The sequence below is a fragment of the Acinetobacter sp. SM34 genome (genome assembly GCF_022012365.1).
In the GTDB taxonomy this organism is placed as follows: Bacteria; Pseudomonadota; Gammaproteobacteria; order Pseudomonadales; family Moraxellaceae; genus Acinetobacter.
The window spans coordinates 130,043-145,170 of record NZ_JAKLTP010000001.1 but is presented as its reverse complement, the minus strand read 5'-3'; the positions used below and the strand labels follow the sequence as shown (position 1 = coordinate 145,170).

The following is a 15,128-nucleotide window of genomic DNA, read 5'->3' as shown; positions in this document are numbered from 1 at the left end:
TCAGCCCTCTCCCGAAGCATGTTCAATCAAATGACCATCACGCAATTCAAAATGCCGTTGGCATTGCTGGGCCAAAGTTGAATCATGGGTAACCAGTACCAGGGTGGTGCCAAACTCACGATTCAGCTGAAACAGCAGTTGTTCAATTTCCTTGGCCGTTTGAGCATCCAGATTACCGGTAGGCTCATCGGCAAAAATAATTTGTGGATCACTAATTAAGGCACGTGCAATGGCCACCCGTTGTTGTTCACCGCCAGAAAGCACTTTAGGGGTTTGCATAGCCTGACGTTCTAAACCCACTTTCTTCAGCAAGGCCAAGGCCTTTTTTTCAGCAGCAGCAAAGTTAAAACTCTGCTGTAAACGTAGCGGTAACATCACATTTTCAAGCGCTGTTAAATGCGCTAACAGCTGAAAGGATTGAAACACAAACCCGATATGTTTTAAGCGCACCAGTGCACGCTGTTCTTCATTCAATTCGCTAATTGATTGCCCGCAGACCTGTAATTTTCCTGAGCTGGCCTGATCCAAAGTGGCCAGAATACCCAGCAGGGTTGATTTGCCGGAACCCGAACGCCCGGTAATCGCTACCTGTTCGCCGCTATGAATATCAAAAGTCAGATTTTCAAAAATGCTCAGCTCTTTTTGCGCAAATTTTATCTTTTGGCTAAGCTGCTGTGCAGCAATAATCACTTGTGGCATGATGGAATAGTCGCTATTAACTTGGGTCATAAAATCCCTATATGCAAAATCGCAATCTTAAAACTTTTGTATTTGCTTGCTTGGCCATGCTCGGTCTGGGTGTTACTCCAGTCATAGCGTCTGCTAAAACCATTATGATTGTAGGTGACAGTATTAGTGCGGGTTATGGCATACAGGCACAGCAAGGCTGGGTATCATTATTACAGAAACGTCTAGACCAACAGTATCCGAAACAGCATAAAGTGGTCAATGCCAGTGTCAGTGGGGAAACCACCAGTGGCGCTGTGGCACGCTTACCCAAATTACTGCAAACCTATAAACCGCATATTGTGGTGATTGAAGTGGGTGGTAATGATGGTTTGCGCGGTCAACCACCGCTATTGATTCAAAAAAACCTGGCGACTTTAGTGCAGCACAGTCTCAAAGCAAATGCCAAGGTGATTGTTTTGGGCATGAAAATTCCGCCCAATTACGGTACAGCCTATAGCAAGGCTTTTGAAAAAAATTATAAAATTGTCAGTCAGCAGCATCATGTACCATTGCTGCCGTTCTTTTTGGAAGGCGTTGCCGGTAAGAACAGCCTGATGCAAGCAGATCTGGTGCATCCTACTGCTCAAGCGCAAAGCATCTTATTGAACAATGTATATCCCTATATAAAAGGCGCTTTATAAAGCGCCTTTTTTGAACTTGAAAATATCTGCTCTTTTAAAAATCGAAGAAAGTCACTTCACCGGTTTCAAGCGAGTATTCTGCCCCAACCACTTTTAATTTGCCTTTGGCAATCAGGTTTTCCAATACGGCAGAACCATGACGCAGCTGATTTACAGATGCAAAAACGTTAGAACGTACCGCATGTTTAGACAGTTTATCCAAATCATCTTTCAGTTCGGTTTGCATTAAAATTTCAACTGAAGGACGGACACGGTTCACAATTGACATCAAGTTTGCAGATGGTGGAGCCGTTGGATTAGTTAATGCTTCAATGGTGGAATGGATCGCGCCACAGTGTGTATGCCCCAATACAATCACCACTGGACAGCTAAAGCTTTCTGCTGCAAATTCCACGCTACCCACTTGTGATGGCGCAACAATATTACCTGCAACCCGAATGACAAACAGATCACCCAAGCCTTGGTCAAACACCATTTCGGCAGGTACACGCGAGTCTGAACAGCCTAAAACAATTGCAAACGGCTCTTGGTTATCTGCCATTTCAGCACGTTGCTGGTGAGTCATAAGTGTAGAGTGCGTCGTTTCACCATTTACAAAACGCTGGTTCCCTTTTTTTAAACGATCTAAAGCTTCTTCTGCTGTTAGCATGCTGGTCTTCCAATGTTTTAAGTTGCAATATTTTAATGCCATAAAAACTGAAAGTCACTTGCAAAAAGAATAGCTGTTTAATTTATATCTAAGGTTACAAAATATTTTATTTGCCCTAAAAATAATACTTAGCTCACAGTTTTTCAGCTCACAGCTACTTACTTCAAGAAACAATTCAGTGACATTTATTCAATAATATTTACAATAAACAACAGACATTTTAAAAAAATTAAATGCTGTCTAAAATTAGATATTTTTGCCTAAAAATATCATCGTCATGAGTCTTCAAGGATGATCATCAATGACACAGTCTGGTTCAAATTTTGCTCAATTTGTACGCAAGCTCTGTTTTATTACAGCCTGTTGTTTTAGCAGTATTACTTTGGCGCAAAGCAATAAACCCAATACTGAACAAATAAATTTGCAAAACTATCTGGTTCAGCAACGCAATGCAGCAGGTTTAAAGGCTAAAACCATTCAAGTGGGCGAGATTAGCTGGGCATATAATGAGGGCGGCTCAAGGCAGAAACCCACTATTCTGCTCATTCATGGCTTAGCCGGAAATCGCGATAACTGGAATCGTGTGGCCCATTTTTTAACACCCTACTATCATGTAGTGATTCCCGATTTACCCAACAATGGTGAAACCAAAACTCCGCAAAATTTTGATGATTCTGTACCCAATGTGACAGAGAGCTTGCGCCGTTTTGTCGAAGCCATCGATGTAGAAGATAAACTGAATGTTGCAGGACATTCTGTGGGAGGATCCATTGCTACCGTCTATGCATCACAATATCCGTTTGATACGCAAAGTTTATTTTTGCTGAATAGTGCAGGTATTTATACGAAGGCCAATACCCGTTATTCTAAAGACCCTGTAAACCTTAAACAGCTGATTGTGTCTAAACCTGGTGACTTGGAACAGGTGATGCATCGAGTCATGCAAAATCCACCCACCCTGCCCAAGGCCTTAAGGTCAGCACAAGAAAAATATCTGATTACTCAGGCAGCAAATAACTGCAAACTGATTGATCAACTGGTGACCCTGAACCGTATTTATACGCCAGAATCCTTTGCCCGACTGACACGAACAATTGAAGCACCGACACTGATTCTTTGGGGAAAGCAGGATAAAATCATTAATGTTGAAGTGGCAAATGAATTAAAATCGTTATTGAAACATGCTGAGGCTCCTGTCATTCTCAACAATGTAGGACACATGCCCATTTTGGAAGCAGAGCAGGAAGTGGCCGCATATTATTTACCCTTTCTTGCCAAAACCCAAAAAATGAAAAATCCGCTTGCGGATAAACTTATTCCACTCAATTAATTTTTTTTTCGAGACAGTATGCAGAAACATCCAATGATTGAGCAGTTAATTGAAGCTCATCTTGACTTTTTAGAACAAGAGTTTTCACATACTGCGACTATTGAAACTGAATTCCTAAATTTCTATCAATGGTTTAGAAAACAGACGCTGCAACAGGTCTGGTCATTTGAGCAGATTAATGCACTGTTACAAAAACAGATTCTGGCTACGCCTGCCAGCCATTTTCTGATTGAACAGATCACTGAACATGTGCGCTTTGCCCTGGTTCATCCGCTCAATGACAGCACTAAAATAGCGGATGTTATTCCTGTTTTAACCATCGACAAGATTGCTCAATATGTGGCAAGCAAAAGTGCTCACCGTCAGCGTTTAATTAAAACCGTGGTTAATAATCCTGCCTTTTCTGCCATGATTACCCAGCTGATCCAGCATTCTATTCAAGACTATGTGGATAATTCAGTCATGGCAAAACGGGTGCCTGGTGTATCCCGTTTTATGAAAATGGGCAAATCTGTTTTAGAAACCGTAACCGATTCAAATCTGGATGAAACGGTTGCCCATTATCTGCAGAAGAACATTTTAAAACTGAGTCAAATGAGTGAGCATGTTTTAAATCAGCATTTTGATGATGAAAAGCTCTATCATTTTCAGGCCAATCTTTGGCATAAAATTAAAGATATGCCTTTAAATGTTTTAAAGAATTATATTGAAGTTCAGGACCTGTCTAATACGGTAAATCTGGGCCATGAAATTTGGGATCATATCCGTCAGACTGACTATTTAAAACAGCAAGTTCATGATGGCGTATATGCCTGGTACATCCGTAATCAGGAACGTCCGTTTGATTTGTTATTACGTGACTTGAATATTGATGAAGCCTTGATTCAACATGAATTGCAGCAATTGTTAACGCCAATTGTACAAAAATTAATTTCCTCTGAATATTTACGCAGCCGTGCTAGAGCATATTTAGAGAAATTTTATTATGCTGAAACAGCACAGAATATTTTAAATATTCAGCCTTAAATCCCTGCAATAAAAAAGCCGCATTAAGCGGCTTTTTTTACCTGAGCGGGTCTTATTTAAAATAAGCGCCTTCAGTGTTGCTGTGGTCAGTTTGGTCAACCACACGTGCCAATTCAGGAACATGCTGTTTTAAGGTTGTTTCTACACCTTGTTTCAAGGTCAAATCAATCGATGAACAGCCTTGGCAACCGCCACCAAACTTAAGCACCGCAGTTAAACCGTGTTCTTCATCTTCTACTACTTCAACCAGTGCACAGTTACCACCATGACCTGCAAGTCCCGGGTTAATTTCAGACTGAAGCACATAGGTAATACGCTCTTCGACTGATGCATCTGGCCCCACGCGTGGCACTTTAGAATTTGGTGCACGGAAAGTTAATTGACCACCAAAACGGTCTTTATTGTAGTCAATCACCGCATCTAATAAATATGGAATAGACGGTGTATCAATAAATGCAGGAAAATCCGGGTAATCCTGTTTATAGTCAGTTGGGACAACTTCATCAGGTGCACTATATGCCATACAACATTCAGCACGTGGCGTACCAGGATTTTCCACAAACACACGCACCCCAATGCCTGGCGTGTTTTGCTTTTCTAACAAATCCTTTAAATACTCTTGAGCAGTCGGAGTAATCAATAAGTTTGGAATCTCTTCTGCAACTGCAGTGCTGGTGTTCTCAGTCGACATCACAATATTTCCTCAAGCTGAAGTTGCCATTTTAACTGAAGATGTGGGGTAATTTCAGAAATTCAACTAAAATTGTCGGATTTATTGTGAAAGTTCCACTTAAGCTGTCATTTAATGGCATTATGAGCAATAGATTTTGAAATGTAGAACTTGCTTTTATGTTGGATTTACCTTTTAACCACACCGTTACCCTGATTCTTATTACCGTTATTATCTCGCTGATTGCCTTTTCAAACCAGAATGTTATGAACCGGTTAATTTTCTGGCCTCCTGCCATGCAGCGTGGACAATATGATCGTTTTATTACCCATGGTTTTGTGCATGCAGATGGGGCTCACCTGTTATTCAACATGATTACCCTGTTCTTTTTTGGCAGCGTGATTGAAAGTTTTTATCGGCAATATATGTACGATTTAGGCTTTGTGCTGTTTTATTTGGGCGGGTTGATTGCAGCGATTATTCCAAGTTACTTAAAACATAAAAATGATCATCGCTGGGCAAGTTTGGGGGCTTCTGGTGCAGTATCTGCAGTACTGTTTGCCTATATTTTGTTTGAACCGTGGAAATTGATCTTTGTGTTTTTTATTCCTGTACCAGCCATTATTTTTGCTGTGCTTTATGTAGCTTATAGCATCTGGTCAGGCAAACGTGGCAACTCCAACATCAACCATAGTGCGCATTTATGGGGCGCGGCTTATGGGGTAATCATGACGATTATTATTGAACCTCGTGTTATTCCGCACTTTTTGAATAAGTTGATGCAATTGCCTTTCTAATAATATTGTGGATGATGGCATAACCCTGCATTTATGCTTAAAAAAATTTGCAGGCTTTGCCCAATACAGCGCACTGTTGATGTTTCAAATGTTAAGGAGCAGCATGCTCCTTTTTCATTCTCTATTTCTAAATGAATATTTACATAATTTTGTCATTAAATGCCAACCCGCAATTCATTTTGGCATAGATAATGTAGACATCTGTATATAAATGCGCAAGAAAAAGAGATCTTTTGCATGTCTACTTCATTAAATGGTCTTCAATTCCCGATCAATCCCAACAGCAAAAAAGCCAGTACCTCCCAAACAGGCAAAGAAATTATTGCTGAAGCTCTGTCTATTGTTGACAACAAGGCATCCATGGATGCACTTGCTGAAAAAAATTGGCGCAAGCACTACCCAATCTACTTCAAAGCCTTGGTAGAACAAGGTATTCGCACCATCAACAACTCTATTACCATTGCCAAACAAGGCTTACATAAAGCGCATCATAGCTTTGACTTTTATCGTGATGGTCAACGCTATTTACTCAAAGACATCATGAAAGATGTCGATACCTCAGCGCTATATACCATTCAGCTCAAAGGTGAAAGTGATGCTGCACCAGAATGGTACGTCCCTTATAAAGGGCAAAAGTTACAAGGCCAGGCTTTACTGGATCAAATCCAGACCTGGCAAGATGCAGGCATTATCGAATGCAGTCATGCAGATGCCTTGCGTACCGCACAGGCGCATCCGGAATGGTTTGACCTTTCAGACCGTACCATGGTGTTATTTGGTGCAGGCTCTGAAGCTGGCCCGCTGACCTGGCTGGCGCGATGGAAAGCCAATATTATTGCCGTAGATTTACCCAATACTCGGGTGTGGGACAGAATTCTCAACACCATTCAGCAAGGCAATGCCACACTTTATGCGCCTTGCACGGAAAAATTGGCAGAAGATACCTCAAGTACAGTGCTGAAAGAAAAATTAGGCGCAGATTTACTGACCCAAACCCCTGAAATTGCACATTGGTTAAGCCAAAGTGAACGTCAGCTTGACCTGGCTGCTATTGCCTATCTCGATGGTGAAAAGCATGTCCGTGTTGCCATGGCCATGGACAGCATCATGGAATATGTCAGTGAGCAAAAATCCGATACCAGTTTAATGTTCATGTGCACGCCAACCGATGTCTATGCCATTCCGAAGGAAGTAGTCGAAGCCTCTTATGACAAGTTCCAATGTCGTTCCAAAGTCCGGCGGCTTATGAGTAAAGGCATTTCAACCGTTACCGCCAAGCGCTTTTTCCAGCAGAACCTACATATGCTCATTCCTTCCGACAATGGTCAGGAATATGGCATTGCTGACTGTCTGGTGGTCGAGCAAGGTCCAAACTATGCCTTGGCAAAACGTATACAGCAATGGCGCGCAACACTGGCACGTCATTATGGACAACGCGTCAGTATTAACATTGCGCCTTCTACCACGACCCATTCAGTGACCAAAAATCCGTTATTGAAAGCGGCCTTCAATGGTGCCAGCCTGTTCGATGTGGAATCGTTTAGCCCTGAAACCACCAATGCCTTAATGGCTGCCTTATGGATTTATGACCTGCGCCATCCACAGTCAGTCGCTAATCCGGAAACCCATCTGGATCATCCACTGGAACTGATGATGAAAGGCGCCAACCATGGCGGATTGTGGCGTGTACCTTATTTGGCCCGCACCGCTCTGCCTTTTGCCGCATTGTATGGCTTTGCCAACGAAAAATTGCCGATTAAGCGAGTGTTAGGCAAATTTAAGAAATAAGGGTGGATTTTTCCCTCTCCTTCTAGGAGATGAGGATCCTCAGAATATATTCTGAGTACGCAAGGGAGAGGTCAATATTTTATTAATTACCCCCTCTCGCACATCCTCTCTGGTATTTCACTAAAAGCACAACTTTAAGCTTATTCAGGGCGAGGACTTTATGAATGAGCATAAAAAACGCTGCAATTGCAGCGTTTTTTGTTTCAAGCAGATATCTTAAACAAACTGTAAGAATAACCAGTACAAACCACCAGATAAACAAATGGTCGCTGGTAAAGTGAAAATCCATGCCGATAAAATCGTACGCACCATTTGTAAATTCAAACCTGATTTATTGGCTACCATGGTACCTGCGACTGCACTATTCAAAACATGGGTTGTCGATACAGGCATACCCAAACCATCTGCTGCAGCAATAGTGGTCATAGCCACAAGTTCGGCTGACATGCCTTGACCATAAGTCATATGATTTTTACCAATACGCTCACCTACAGTTACCACAATACGTTTCCAGCCCACCATGGTACCCAGACCTAATGCCAAGGCAACAGCCACTTTCACCCATGTTGGAATGTACTGAAGGAATGAATCAAGGTTTTTACGATATTCTTTAACTAACTTGCTTTGATCTTTTGACATTGCAGGAAGCTGCTCAGCTTTATCTAAACGCTTAAATGCAGTCGTGCTGAGATACATATCATTGCGGATCGCAGAAACTTCAGCCTCTGGAATATTGTGAATATCACCATATTTGGCAACACGTTGTCCCAAATGATCTGTCAAGCCCGCTAAAGCAGGAACCACTTCAGGGTTCACTTCTTTGGTTTGAATATATTTGGTAATAACAGCACGTGCCTGAGCATCCGTAATATTTTCATGCTGCGGATAAATAGCAGTAGCCGTTTGCTGAGACAATTGCTCAAAAGACTGAATATGTGCATTGTCTAAATTCTTATTTAAAGAATAAGCCAATGGTACACAACCAATCAAAATCAGCATAATCAAGCCCATGCCCTTTTGACCGTCATTTGAACCATGCGCGAAACTCACACCAGTGCAAGTGAAAATCAAAATCGCACGAATTAAAGGTGGTGGCGGCTTGTTACCTTCAGGCGGATGAAAGAGCTCCAACTGTTTACGGAAGATTTTTTTCACCAGTAAAAACAGGACAGCAGCAAAAGCAAAACCGATCAGTGGAGAAAACAGCAGTGCTTTACCCACTTTCATCACCTGTTCCATATCTACGCCGCTTGCGCCAGCGCCTGAATGAAGCAGGTAGTTCATAATACCCACACCTAAAATCGAACCGATTAGAGTATGTGAGCTCGATGCCGGAATACCCAAAAACCAGGTACCCAAATTCCAGAGAATCGCAGCAATCAGCATGGCAAAAACCATGGCAAAGCCTGCTCCAGAACCGACATTCATAATCAGTTCTACAGGTAATAAAGCAATGATGCCGTAGGCTACTGCCCCACTTGCCACCATCACCCCAAGGAAATTACAGAAGCCTGCCCACATTACGGCAACAGGGGCAGATAAAGCATTGGTATAAATGACCGTAGCTACCGCATTGGCCGTGTCATGAAAACCATTAACAAATTCAAAGCCTAAAGCAATTAACAACGCAGTCGCTAAAAGAATAACGGAATATAAACTTAATGTCGGAACATGCGCCAAATCGGTGGAAAGCTGAAAACCGATATACGCTAAAGTAGAAATAATAACCGTGAAAAACACCGGCATAAAAAATTTCGGCGTAGCAACATGCACATTCGTCGATTTCGTTGGTGCTGACTGCACCTGATCTTGGACGGGAGGAATATTAGAATTCATGCAGACGGTTCAAAGGGGATAATTAAATCCCCTATATTCTTCAATTTAATTGTGACAATTATATGACAAAGCGCTGTCATATAAAGCAATATTTCATACTTTATTTGCCACATTTCTCGCTAGAATCCCGAGATAAACAGTCGACTTACACAATAAAAATCATATACTTATAATCAAATCTCATCAATTTCCCCTTGTACTTCAGCCATTTCCAATAATGTTACAAGGCATAAAATATCAGACAGCCAGACGCTGTCATACGGACATATAACACAGCATGATGCATATTCATTACAGCTTGATGAAGGATTTATTACAGAACTTTCAACGGGCTACCTTGAATTCAAGCCGACTATTTATTCAGCAAGCCAATCATTGCGCTCAGTAAATAAACTGAATATCAGTAAAAATGAACTGATTTCTGCTAACATATATGCCGATTTTATATTCCATCGGATTGGGGTTATTTATGTCCACGCTTGCCACCCTAAAAGAGCTGCTCGCTCAACGGATTCTGATTATCGACGGTGCTATGGGCACCATGATTCAGCGTCACAAACTCGAAGAAGCTGACTACCGTGGTGAGCGTTTTGCTGACTGGGCATCTGACCTCAAAGGCAATAACGACCTTTTAGTGTTGACGCAACCGCACATTATCCAGGGTATTCACGAAGCCTATCTTGAGGCTGGTGCCGACATTATTGAAACCAACAGCTTTAACGGCACACGTGTTTCAATGTCTGACTATCACATGGAAGATCTGGTTCCCGAGATTAACCGTGAAGCTGCACGTATTGCCAAAGAAGCTTGTGCCAAATATTCAACCCCAGAAAAACCACGTTTTGTTGCCGGTGTGCTTGGGCCAACATCACGTACCTGTTCGATCTCGCCAAACGTCAATGACCCTGCTTTCCGTAACATCACTTTTGATGCTTTAAAAGAAAACTATATTGAAGCTGCACATGCCCTGATTGAAGGTGGTGCAGACATTCTATTGATCGAAACTGTATTCGATACACTGAACTGTAAAGCTGCAATCTTTGCGGTCAAAGAAGTGTTCAATCAAATTGGTTATGAATTGCCATTGATGATCTCAGGCACCATTACCGATGCATCTGGCCGTACCTTGACCGGTCAAACAGCAGAAGCCTTCTGGAACTCTGTCCGTCATGGCGATTTGCTGTCGATCGGCTTTAACTGTGCCTTGGGTGCAGATGCCATGCGTCCGCACGTGAAAACCATTTCCGATGTAGCCGATACTTTTGTATCTGCCCATCCAAACGCGGGCTTGCCAAATGCCTTCGGTGGTTATGATGAAACTCCGGAAGAAACCGCTGCATTTATTAAAGAATTCGCTGAAAGCGGTCTGATCAACATCACCGGCGGCTGCTGTGGTACAACGCCTGATCATATCCGTGCCATTTACAATGCGGTAAAAGACATCAAGCCGCGTCAAGTTCCTGAAACCAAACCTGCTTGCCGTTTAAGTGGTCTAGAGCCATTTAACATTACTGCTGAATCACTGTTTGTAAACGTTGGTGAACGTACCAACGTCACCGGTTCGAAAAAATTCCTGCGTTTAATCCGTGAAGAAAACTTTGCCGAAGCTTTAGATGTTGCGCTACAACAAGTGGTTGCAGGCGCACAGGTGATTGACATCAACATGGATGAAGGCATGCTCGATTCGCAAGGTGCGATGGTGCATTTTCTGAATCTTGTGGCGTCTGAACCTGAAATTTCACGCGTGCCAATCATGATTGACTCATCTAAATGGGAAATCATTGAAGCAGGCCTGAAATGCGTACAAGGTAAACCGGTCGTCAACTCGATTTCCCTCAAAGAAGGTTATGACGAGTTTATCCATAAAGCACGCCTATGCCGTCAGTACGGTGCAGCCGTGATTGTGATGGCCTTCGATGAAGATGGTCAGGCAGACACAGCAGCACGTAAGCGTGAAATCTGTAAGCGTTCATACGATGTATTGGTGAATGAAGTGGGATTCCCTGCTGAAGACATCATCTTTGACCCGAACGTATTTGCGGTAGCCACCGGGATTGAAGAACACAACAACTATGCGGTGGACTTCATTGAAGCAACAGGCTGGATCAAGCAGAACTTGCCGCATGCGATGATTTCTGGCGGTGTATCTAACGTATCTTTCTCTTTCCGTGGGAATGAGCCTGTGCGTGAAGCGATTCACTCGGTGTTCTTGTACCATGCGATTAAGCAAGGCATGACCATGGGTATCGTGAATGCTGGTCAAATGGCGATTTACGATGATATCGATGCAGAGCTAAAAGCTGCGGTTGAAGATGTGATCCTGAACCAAAACCAGGGTGAAAGCGGTCAGGAAGCCACTGAAAAACTGCTAGAAGTTGCTGAGCAATACCGTGGTCAAGGCGCTGCACAAAAACAGGTTGCAGATCTTGAATGGCGTAATCAACCGGTAGAAAAACGTCTTGAACATGCGTTGGTGAAAGGTATCACTGCCTTTATTGACGAAGATACCGAAGAAGCTCGCTTAAAAGCCAAACGTCCTTTGGACGTAATTGAAGGCCCGCTCATGGACGGCATGAACGTGGTTGGCGACTTGTTTGGTTCGGGCAAAATGTTCCTGCCGCAAGTGGTGAAATCTGCACGTGTAATGAAACAAGCCGTAGCCTGGTTAAACCCGTATATCGAAGCGGAAAAAACAGGCGCACAGTCTAAAGGTAAAGTGTTGATGGCGACCGTAAAGGGCGACGTACACGATATCGGTAAGAATATTGTGGGAGTGGTACTGGGCTGTAACGGTTATGACATCATTGACCTTGGCGTGATGGTACCTGCAGAAAAAATTCTGCAAACTGCGATTGATGAGAAAGTAGACATCATCGGCCTGTCTGGTTTAATCACTCCGTCTCTGGATGAAATGGTGTTTGTTGCTAAAGAAATGCAGCGTAAAGGTTTTAATGTACCGTTGATGATTGGTGGTGCAACTACTTCTAAAGCACATACAGCAGTGAAAATTGACCCGCAATATTCAAATGATGCAGTGATTTATGTTGCCGATGCATCACGTGCGGTGGGTGTTGCAACGACGTTATTGTCTAAAGAAATGAAGCCGAAGTTTGTTGAAGAAACCCGTGCTGAATATGAAAAAGTGCGTGAACGTATTGCCAACAAACAGCCGAAAGCAGCCAAACTGTCTTATGCAGAATCGGTTGAAAATGGCTTGAAAATTGACTTTGCAGCCAATGCACCTGTGAAACCAAACTTCATTGGTACGCAAACATTCACCAATTATCCTCTAGAAACTTTGGTTGAATATTTTGACTGGACACCGTTCTTTATTTCCTGGAGTCTGGCTGGCAAATTCCCTGCAATCCTTAAAGATGAAGTGGTGGGTGAAGCGGCGACTGACTTGTACAATCAGGCGCAAACCATGTTGAAAGACATCATCGAAAATAAGCGTTTTGATGCGCGTGCGGTGTTCGGCATTTACCCTGCCAACCGTTCAGCGGCTGACTCGGTTGAAGTGTATAGCGAAGATGGTCAATCGGTAACACATACCTTCCACCACATTCGTCAGCAGTCTGACAAAGTGACTGGCAAACCGAACTTGTCATTGGCTGACTTTGTTGCGCCTAAAGGGGTAGCTGAAGATTACCTAGGCGGCTTCACCGTGTCGATCTTCGGTGCAGAAGAAATGGCGAATGAGTACAAAGCCAAAGGCGATGACTACTCTGCCATTCTTGCGCAATCGTTAGGTGACCGTTTTGCCGAAGCCTTTGCGGAGCACTTGCATGAGCGCATCCGTAAAGAATTCTGGGGCAACCAGGCAGCTGAAACTTTAAGCAATGAAGAGTTGATTAAAGAAAAGTATGTCGGTATTCGTCCTGCGCCGGGCTACCCTGCATGTCCTGAGCACTCTGAAAAAGCACCATTGTTTGACTGGTTAGGTTCGAGCGATAAGATCGGCACGCAATTGACCTCTAGTTTTGCAATGTGGCCGCCTTCATCTGTCAGCGGTTTCTACTATGCCAACCCAGAGTCTCAGTACTTTAACGTGGGTAAAATCGCAGGCGATCAGCTTGAGGATTATGCGAAGCGTAAAGGCTGGACACTGGATGAGGCGAAACGCTGGTTAGCGCCGAATCTGGATGATTCGATTAATTAAAAGTTTTTTTAGGGGGAGGCTTTTGCCTCCCTTATTCATGAAGTGATTCCATATAATGATATCAAACCTATTTTTAGAATACTTACCCCCAAACTACATCTTAATTGCTACCTCTAATAGTTTAGAGCGTGATGCTATAAGAAACAGTATAAAGTTCTCTAAAAAATTTATAGTGCTAGATAATCACATACATGTATACCTTGGTTTTTTAGATGATATTACTGTTGTACATTTACATGGGGAAAGTGGTGGATCTTCAGATAACTCAATCGGAAGACTACTAAATGAATACTTATTAAATAGCTCAATACCTCAACCTAAACTTCTAATATTATTTGGTTTTTTGTTGGGGAAATCCTAAACATGTGAATTTAAACGATGTAATCCTTTGCACTGAAATCGAGTCTGCCAATCAAATTAGACTAGCACAGGGAAACATAATCGGTAGGGCTATTAACCATTCTAGTAGCTTAAATCAACTTTCAATTTTCGAATCTCTTATCAGCGACAATCCATATATAAAATTTAGTAAGTTAATTAGCTATGATAGCCTCACAACTTGTGAAACATTGAGAGAACTTATTCTGAAAGATCACCAAGAGGTATTTGGAGGTGAAATGGAAGCATGGGCATTTATAACAAGAAGAACTCAAGTACCATGGATTATTCTAAAAGCTGTATCAGATTTTGCAGATGATAATACTGTTCGAAGTACTCAATCAGAAGCAACAAATTGTGCACTTAATGCTCTTAATTTAATAATCAATCACTTAAAAAATTCGGATCAATTTAGTGATATAGATTTCACAAATCAATCACTAAAATTAAAAAATTTTAATCTCGGTAATGAGATAAAAATTGATTTTACCAATATACAAATAAATGATACAAAAGAGGATATATCAAAATATCTAAATGAAAAAATTCATCCTTTAATCCAATTTAGACTTGAAAATTTTACATTTATACATAAAGATCAAAATTGTAATGACCTTTTTGCTACATTTTTACTCGAATTTATACAAAACTCCATTTTTCATGGACAGTCAAAATCAGTTTCAATTTTCTTTAATAAAAATATAATAAAACTCAAAGATAATATTGATTTTTACAACATCAAAACTTCTGAAAATGATGGTGGTGGAAAACTTGCTTGGTCTTTATTAGAAGAAAAATACCTAAATACGGAAAAAATCAACTATGAATATAAAGATCGAAAGTATTGTTTTACTTTCAATATAATGCAAGATGATTTAAATATTCCAAATGAATGTTATTTAAAACCTCATATTTTAAATAATGTAGATGAATGCGATCACGTTTTTATTGATCTAAAATCATCTAAGATGTATTCAATATCTAAAATGTTTGTTCCACACGTAGAGCAACTACTACTCAATCAGAAAACTGTATACATTAAAATTGATAGTGAAGGTCATGAACTTTTATTTAGTAGATTTAAAGATGAACATCCTAGTAAATTTTTTATTTTATATTGAAATT

The 15,128-nt window shown here is 41.6% G+C and carries 11 protein-coding genes; 7 read left to right on the top strand and 4 right to left on the bottom strand.

The features are described 5' to 3' along the window. Entirely contained in the window at positions 1–729 is a 729-nt protein-coding gene (locus tag LZZ98_RS00685) for an ABC transporter ATP-binding protein (protein ID WP_237786225.1), read from the bottom strand. A gap of 56 nt (positions 730–785) precedes the next feature. On the opposite strand from LZZ98_RS00685, the gene LZZ98_RS00680 reads away from it, so the two are divergent. Then, on the top strand, positions 786–1,370 hold the full coding sequence (locus LZZ98_RS00680; protein ID WP_442862678.1) for an arylesterase: 585 nt from the start codon (positions 786–788) through the stop codon (positions 1,368–1,370). A 34-nt stretch (positions 1,371–1,404) separates the two neighbouring features. On the opposite strand, the gene LZZ98_RS00675 is transcribed toward LZZ98_RS00680, so the two are convergent. Beyond that, positions 1,405–2,019: a carbonic anhydrase gene (locus LZZ98_RS00675; protein WP_086176220.1), complete on the bottom strand. Its 615-nt coding sequence runs from the start codon at positions 2,017–2,019 to the stop codon at positions 1,405–1,407. Positions 2,020–2,320: 301 nt separating this feature from the next. Here LZZ98_RS00675 and LZZ98_RS00670 point away from each other — a divergent pair, with 301 nt between their 5' ends. Continuing rightward, on the top strand, positions 2,321–3,349 hold the full coding sequence (locus LZZ98_RS00670; RefSeq protein WP_237786223.1) for an alpha/beta fold hydrolase: 1,029 nt from the start codon (positions 2,321–2,323) through the stop codon (positions 3,347–3,349). Between the two features lie 18 nt (positions 3,350–3,367). After that, positions 3,368–4,375 (top strand): hypothetical protein, encoded by a 1,008-nt coding sequence (locus LZZ98_RS00665; RefSeq protein ID WP_237786222.1) that lies wholly within the window; start codon positions 3,368–3,370, stop codon positions 4,373–4,375. Positions 4,376–4,427: 52 nt separating this feature from the next. Here the strand turns inward: LZZ98_RS00665 and nfuA are convergent, their stop codons facing one another. Beyond that, complete coding sequence (gene nfuA, locus LZZ98_RS00660) at positions 4,428–5,066, bottom strand: Fe-S biogenesis protein NfuA (protein WP_237786221.1); 639 nt, start codon at positions 5,064–5,066, stop codon at positions 4,428–4,430. Between the two features lie 158 nt (positions 5,067–5,224). On the opposite strand from nfuA, the gene LZZ98_RS00655 reads away from it, so the two are divergent. Together LZZ98_RS00655 and LZZ98_RS00650 are read left to right on the top strand one after the other, a co-directional pair. Beyond that, a complete protein-coding gene (locus LZZ98_RS00655) occupies positions 5,225–5,842 on the top strand; it encodes a rhomboid family intramembrane serine protease (RefSeq protein WP_086176224.1) in 618 nt (205 codons plus the stop codon). 237 nt (positions 5,843–6,079) lie between these two features. Continuing rightward, positions 6,080–7,630 carry a hypothetical protein gene (locus LZZ98_RS00650; protein ID WP_237786220.1) on the top strand — a complete coding sequence of 517 codons (1,551 nt, stop codon included), beginning with the start codon at positions 6,080–6,082 and terminating at the stop codon, positions 7,628–7,630. 216 nt (positions 7,631–7,846) lie between these two features. On the opposite strand, the gene LZZ98_RS00645 is transcribed toward LZZ98_RS00650, so the two are convergent. Then, on the bottom strand, positions 7,847–9,466 hold the full coding sequence (locus tag LZZ98_RS00645) for an inorganic phosphate transporter (RefSeq protein WP_237786219.1): 1,620 nt from the start codon (positions 9,464–9,466) through the stop codon (positions 7,847–7,849). Between the two features lie 469 nt (positions 9,467–9,935). Here LZZ98_RS00645 and metH point away from each other — a divergent pair, with 469 nt between their 5' ends. Beyond that, positions 9,936–13,625 carry a methionine synthase gene (metH, locus tag LZZ98_RS00640; RefSeq protein ID WP_237786218.1) on the top strand — a complete coding sequence of 1,230 codons (3,690 nt, stop codon included), beginning with the start codon at positions 9,936–9,938 and terminating at the stop codon, positions 13,623–13,625. A 365-nt stretch (positions 13,626–13,990) separates the two neighbouring features. Further along, entirely contained in the window at positions 13,991–15,124 is a 1,134-nt protein-coding gene (locus LZZ98_RS00635; protein ID WP_237786217.1) for a hypothetical protein, read from the top strand. Positions 15,125–15,128 lie beyond the last annotated feature (4 nt).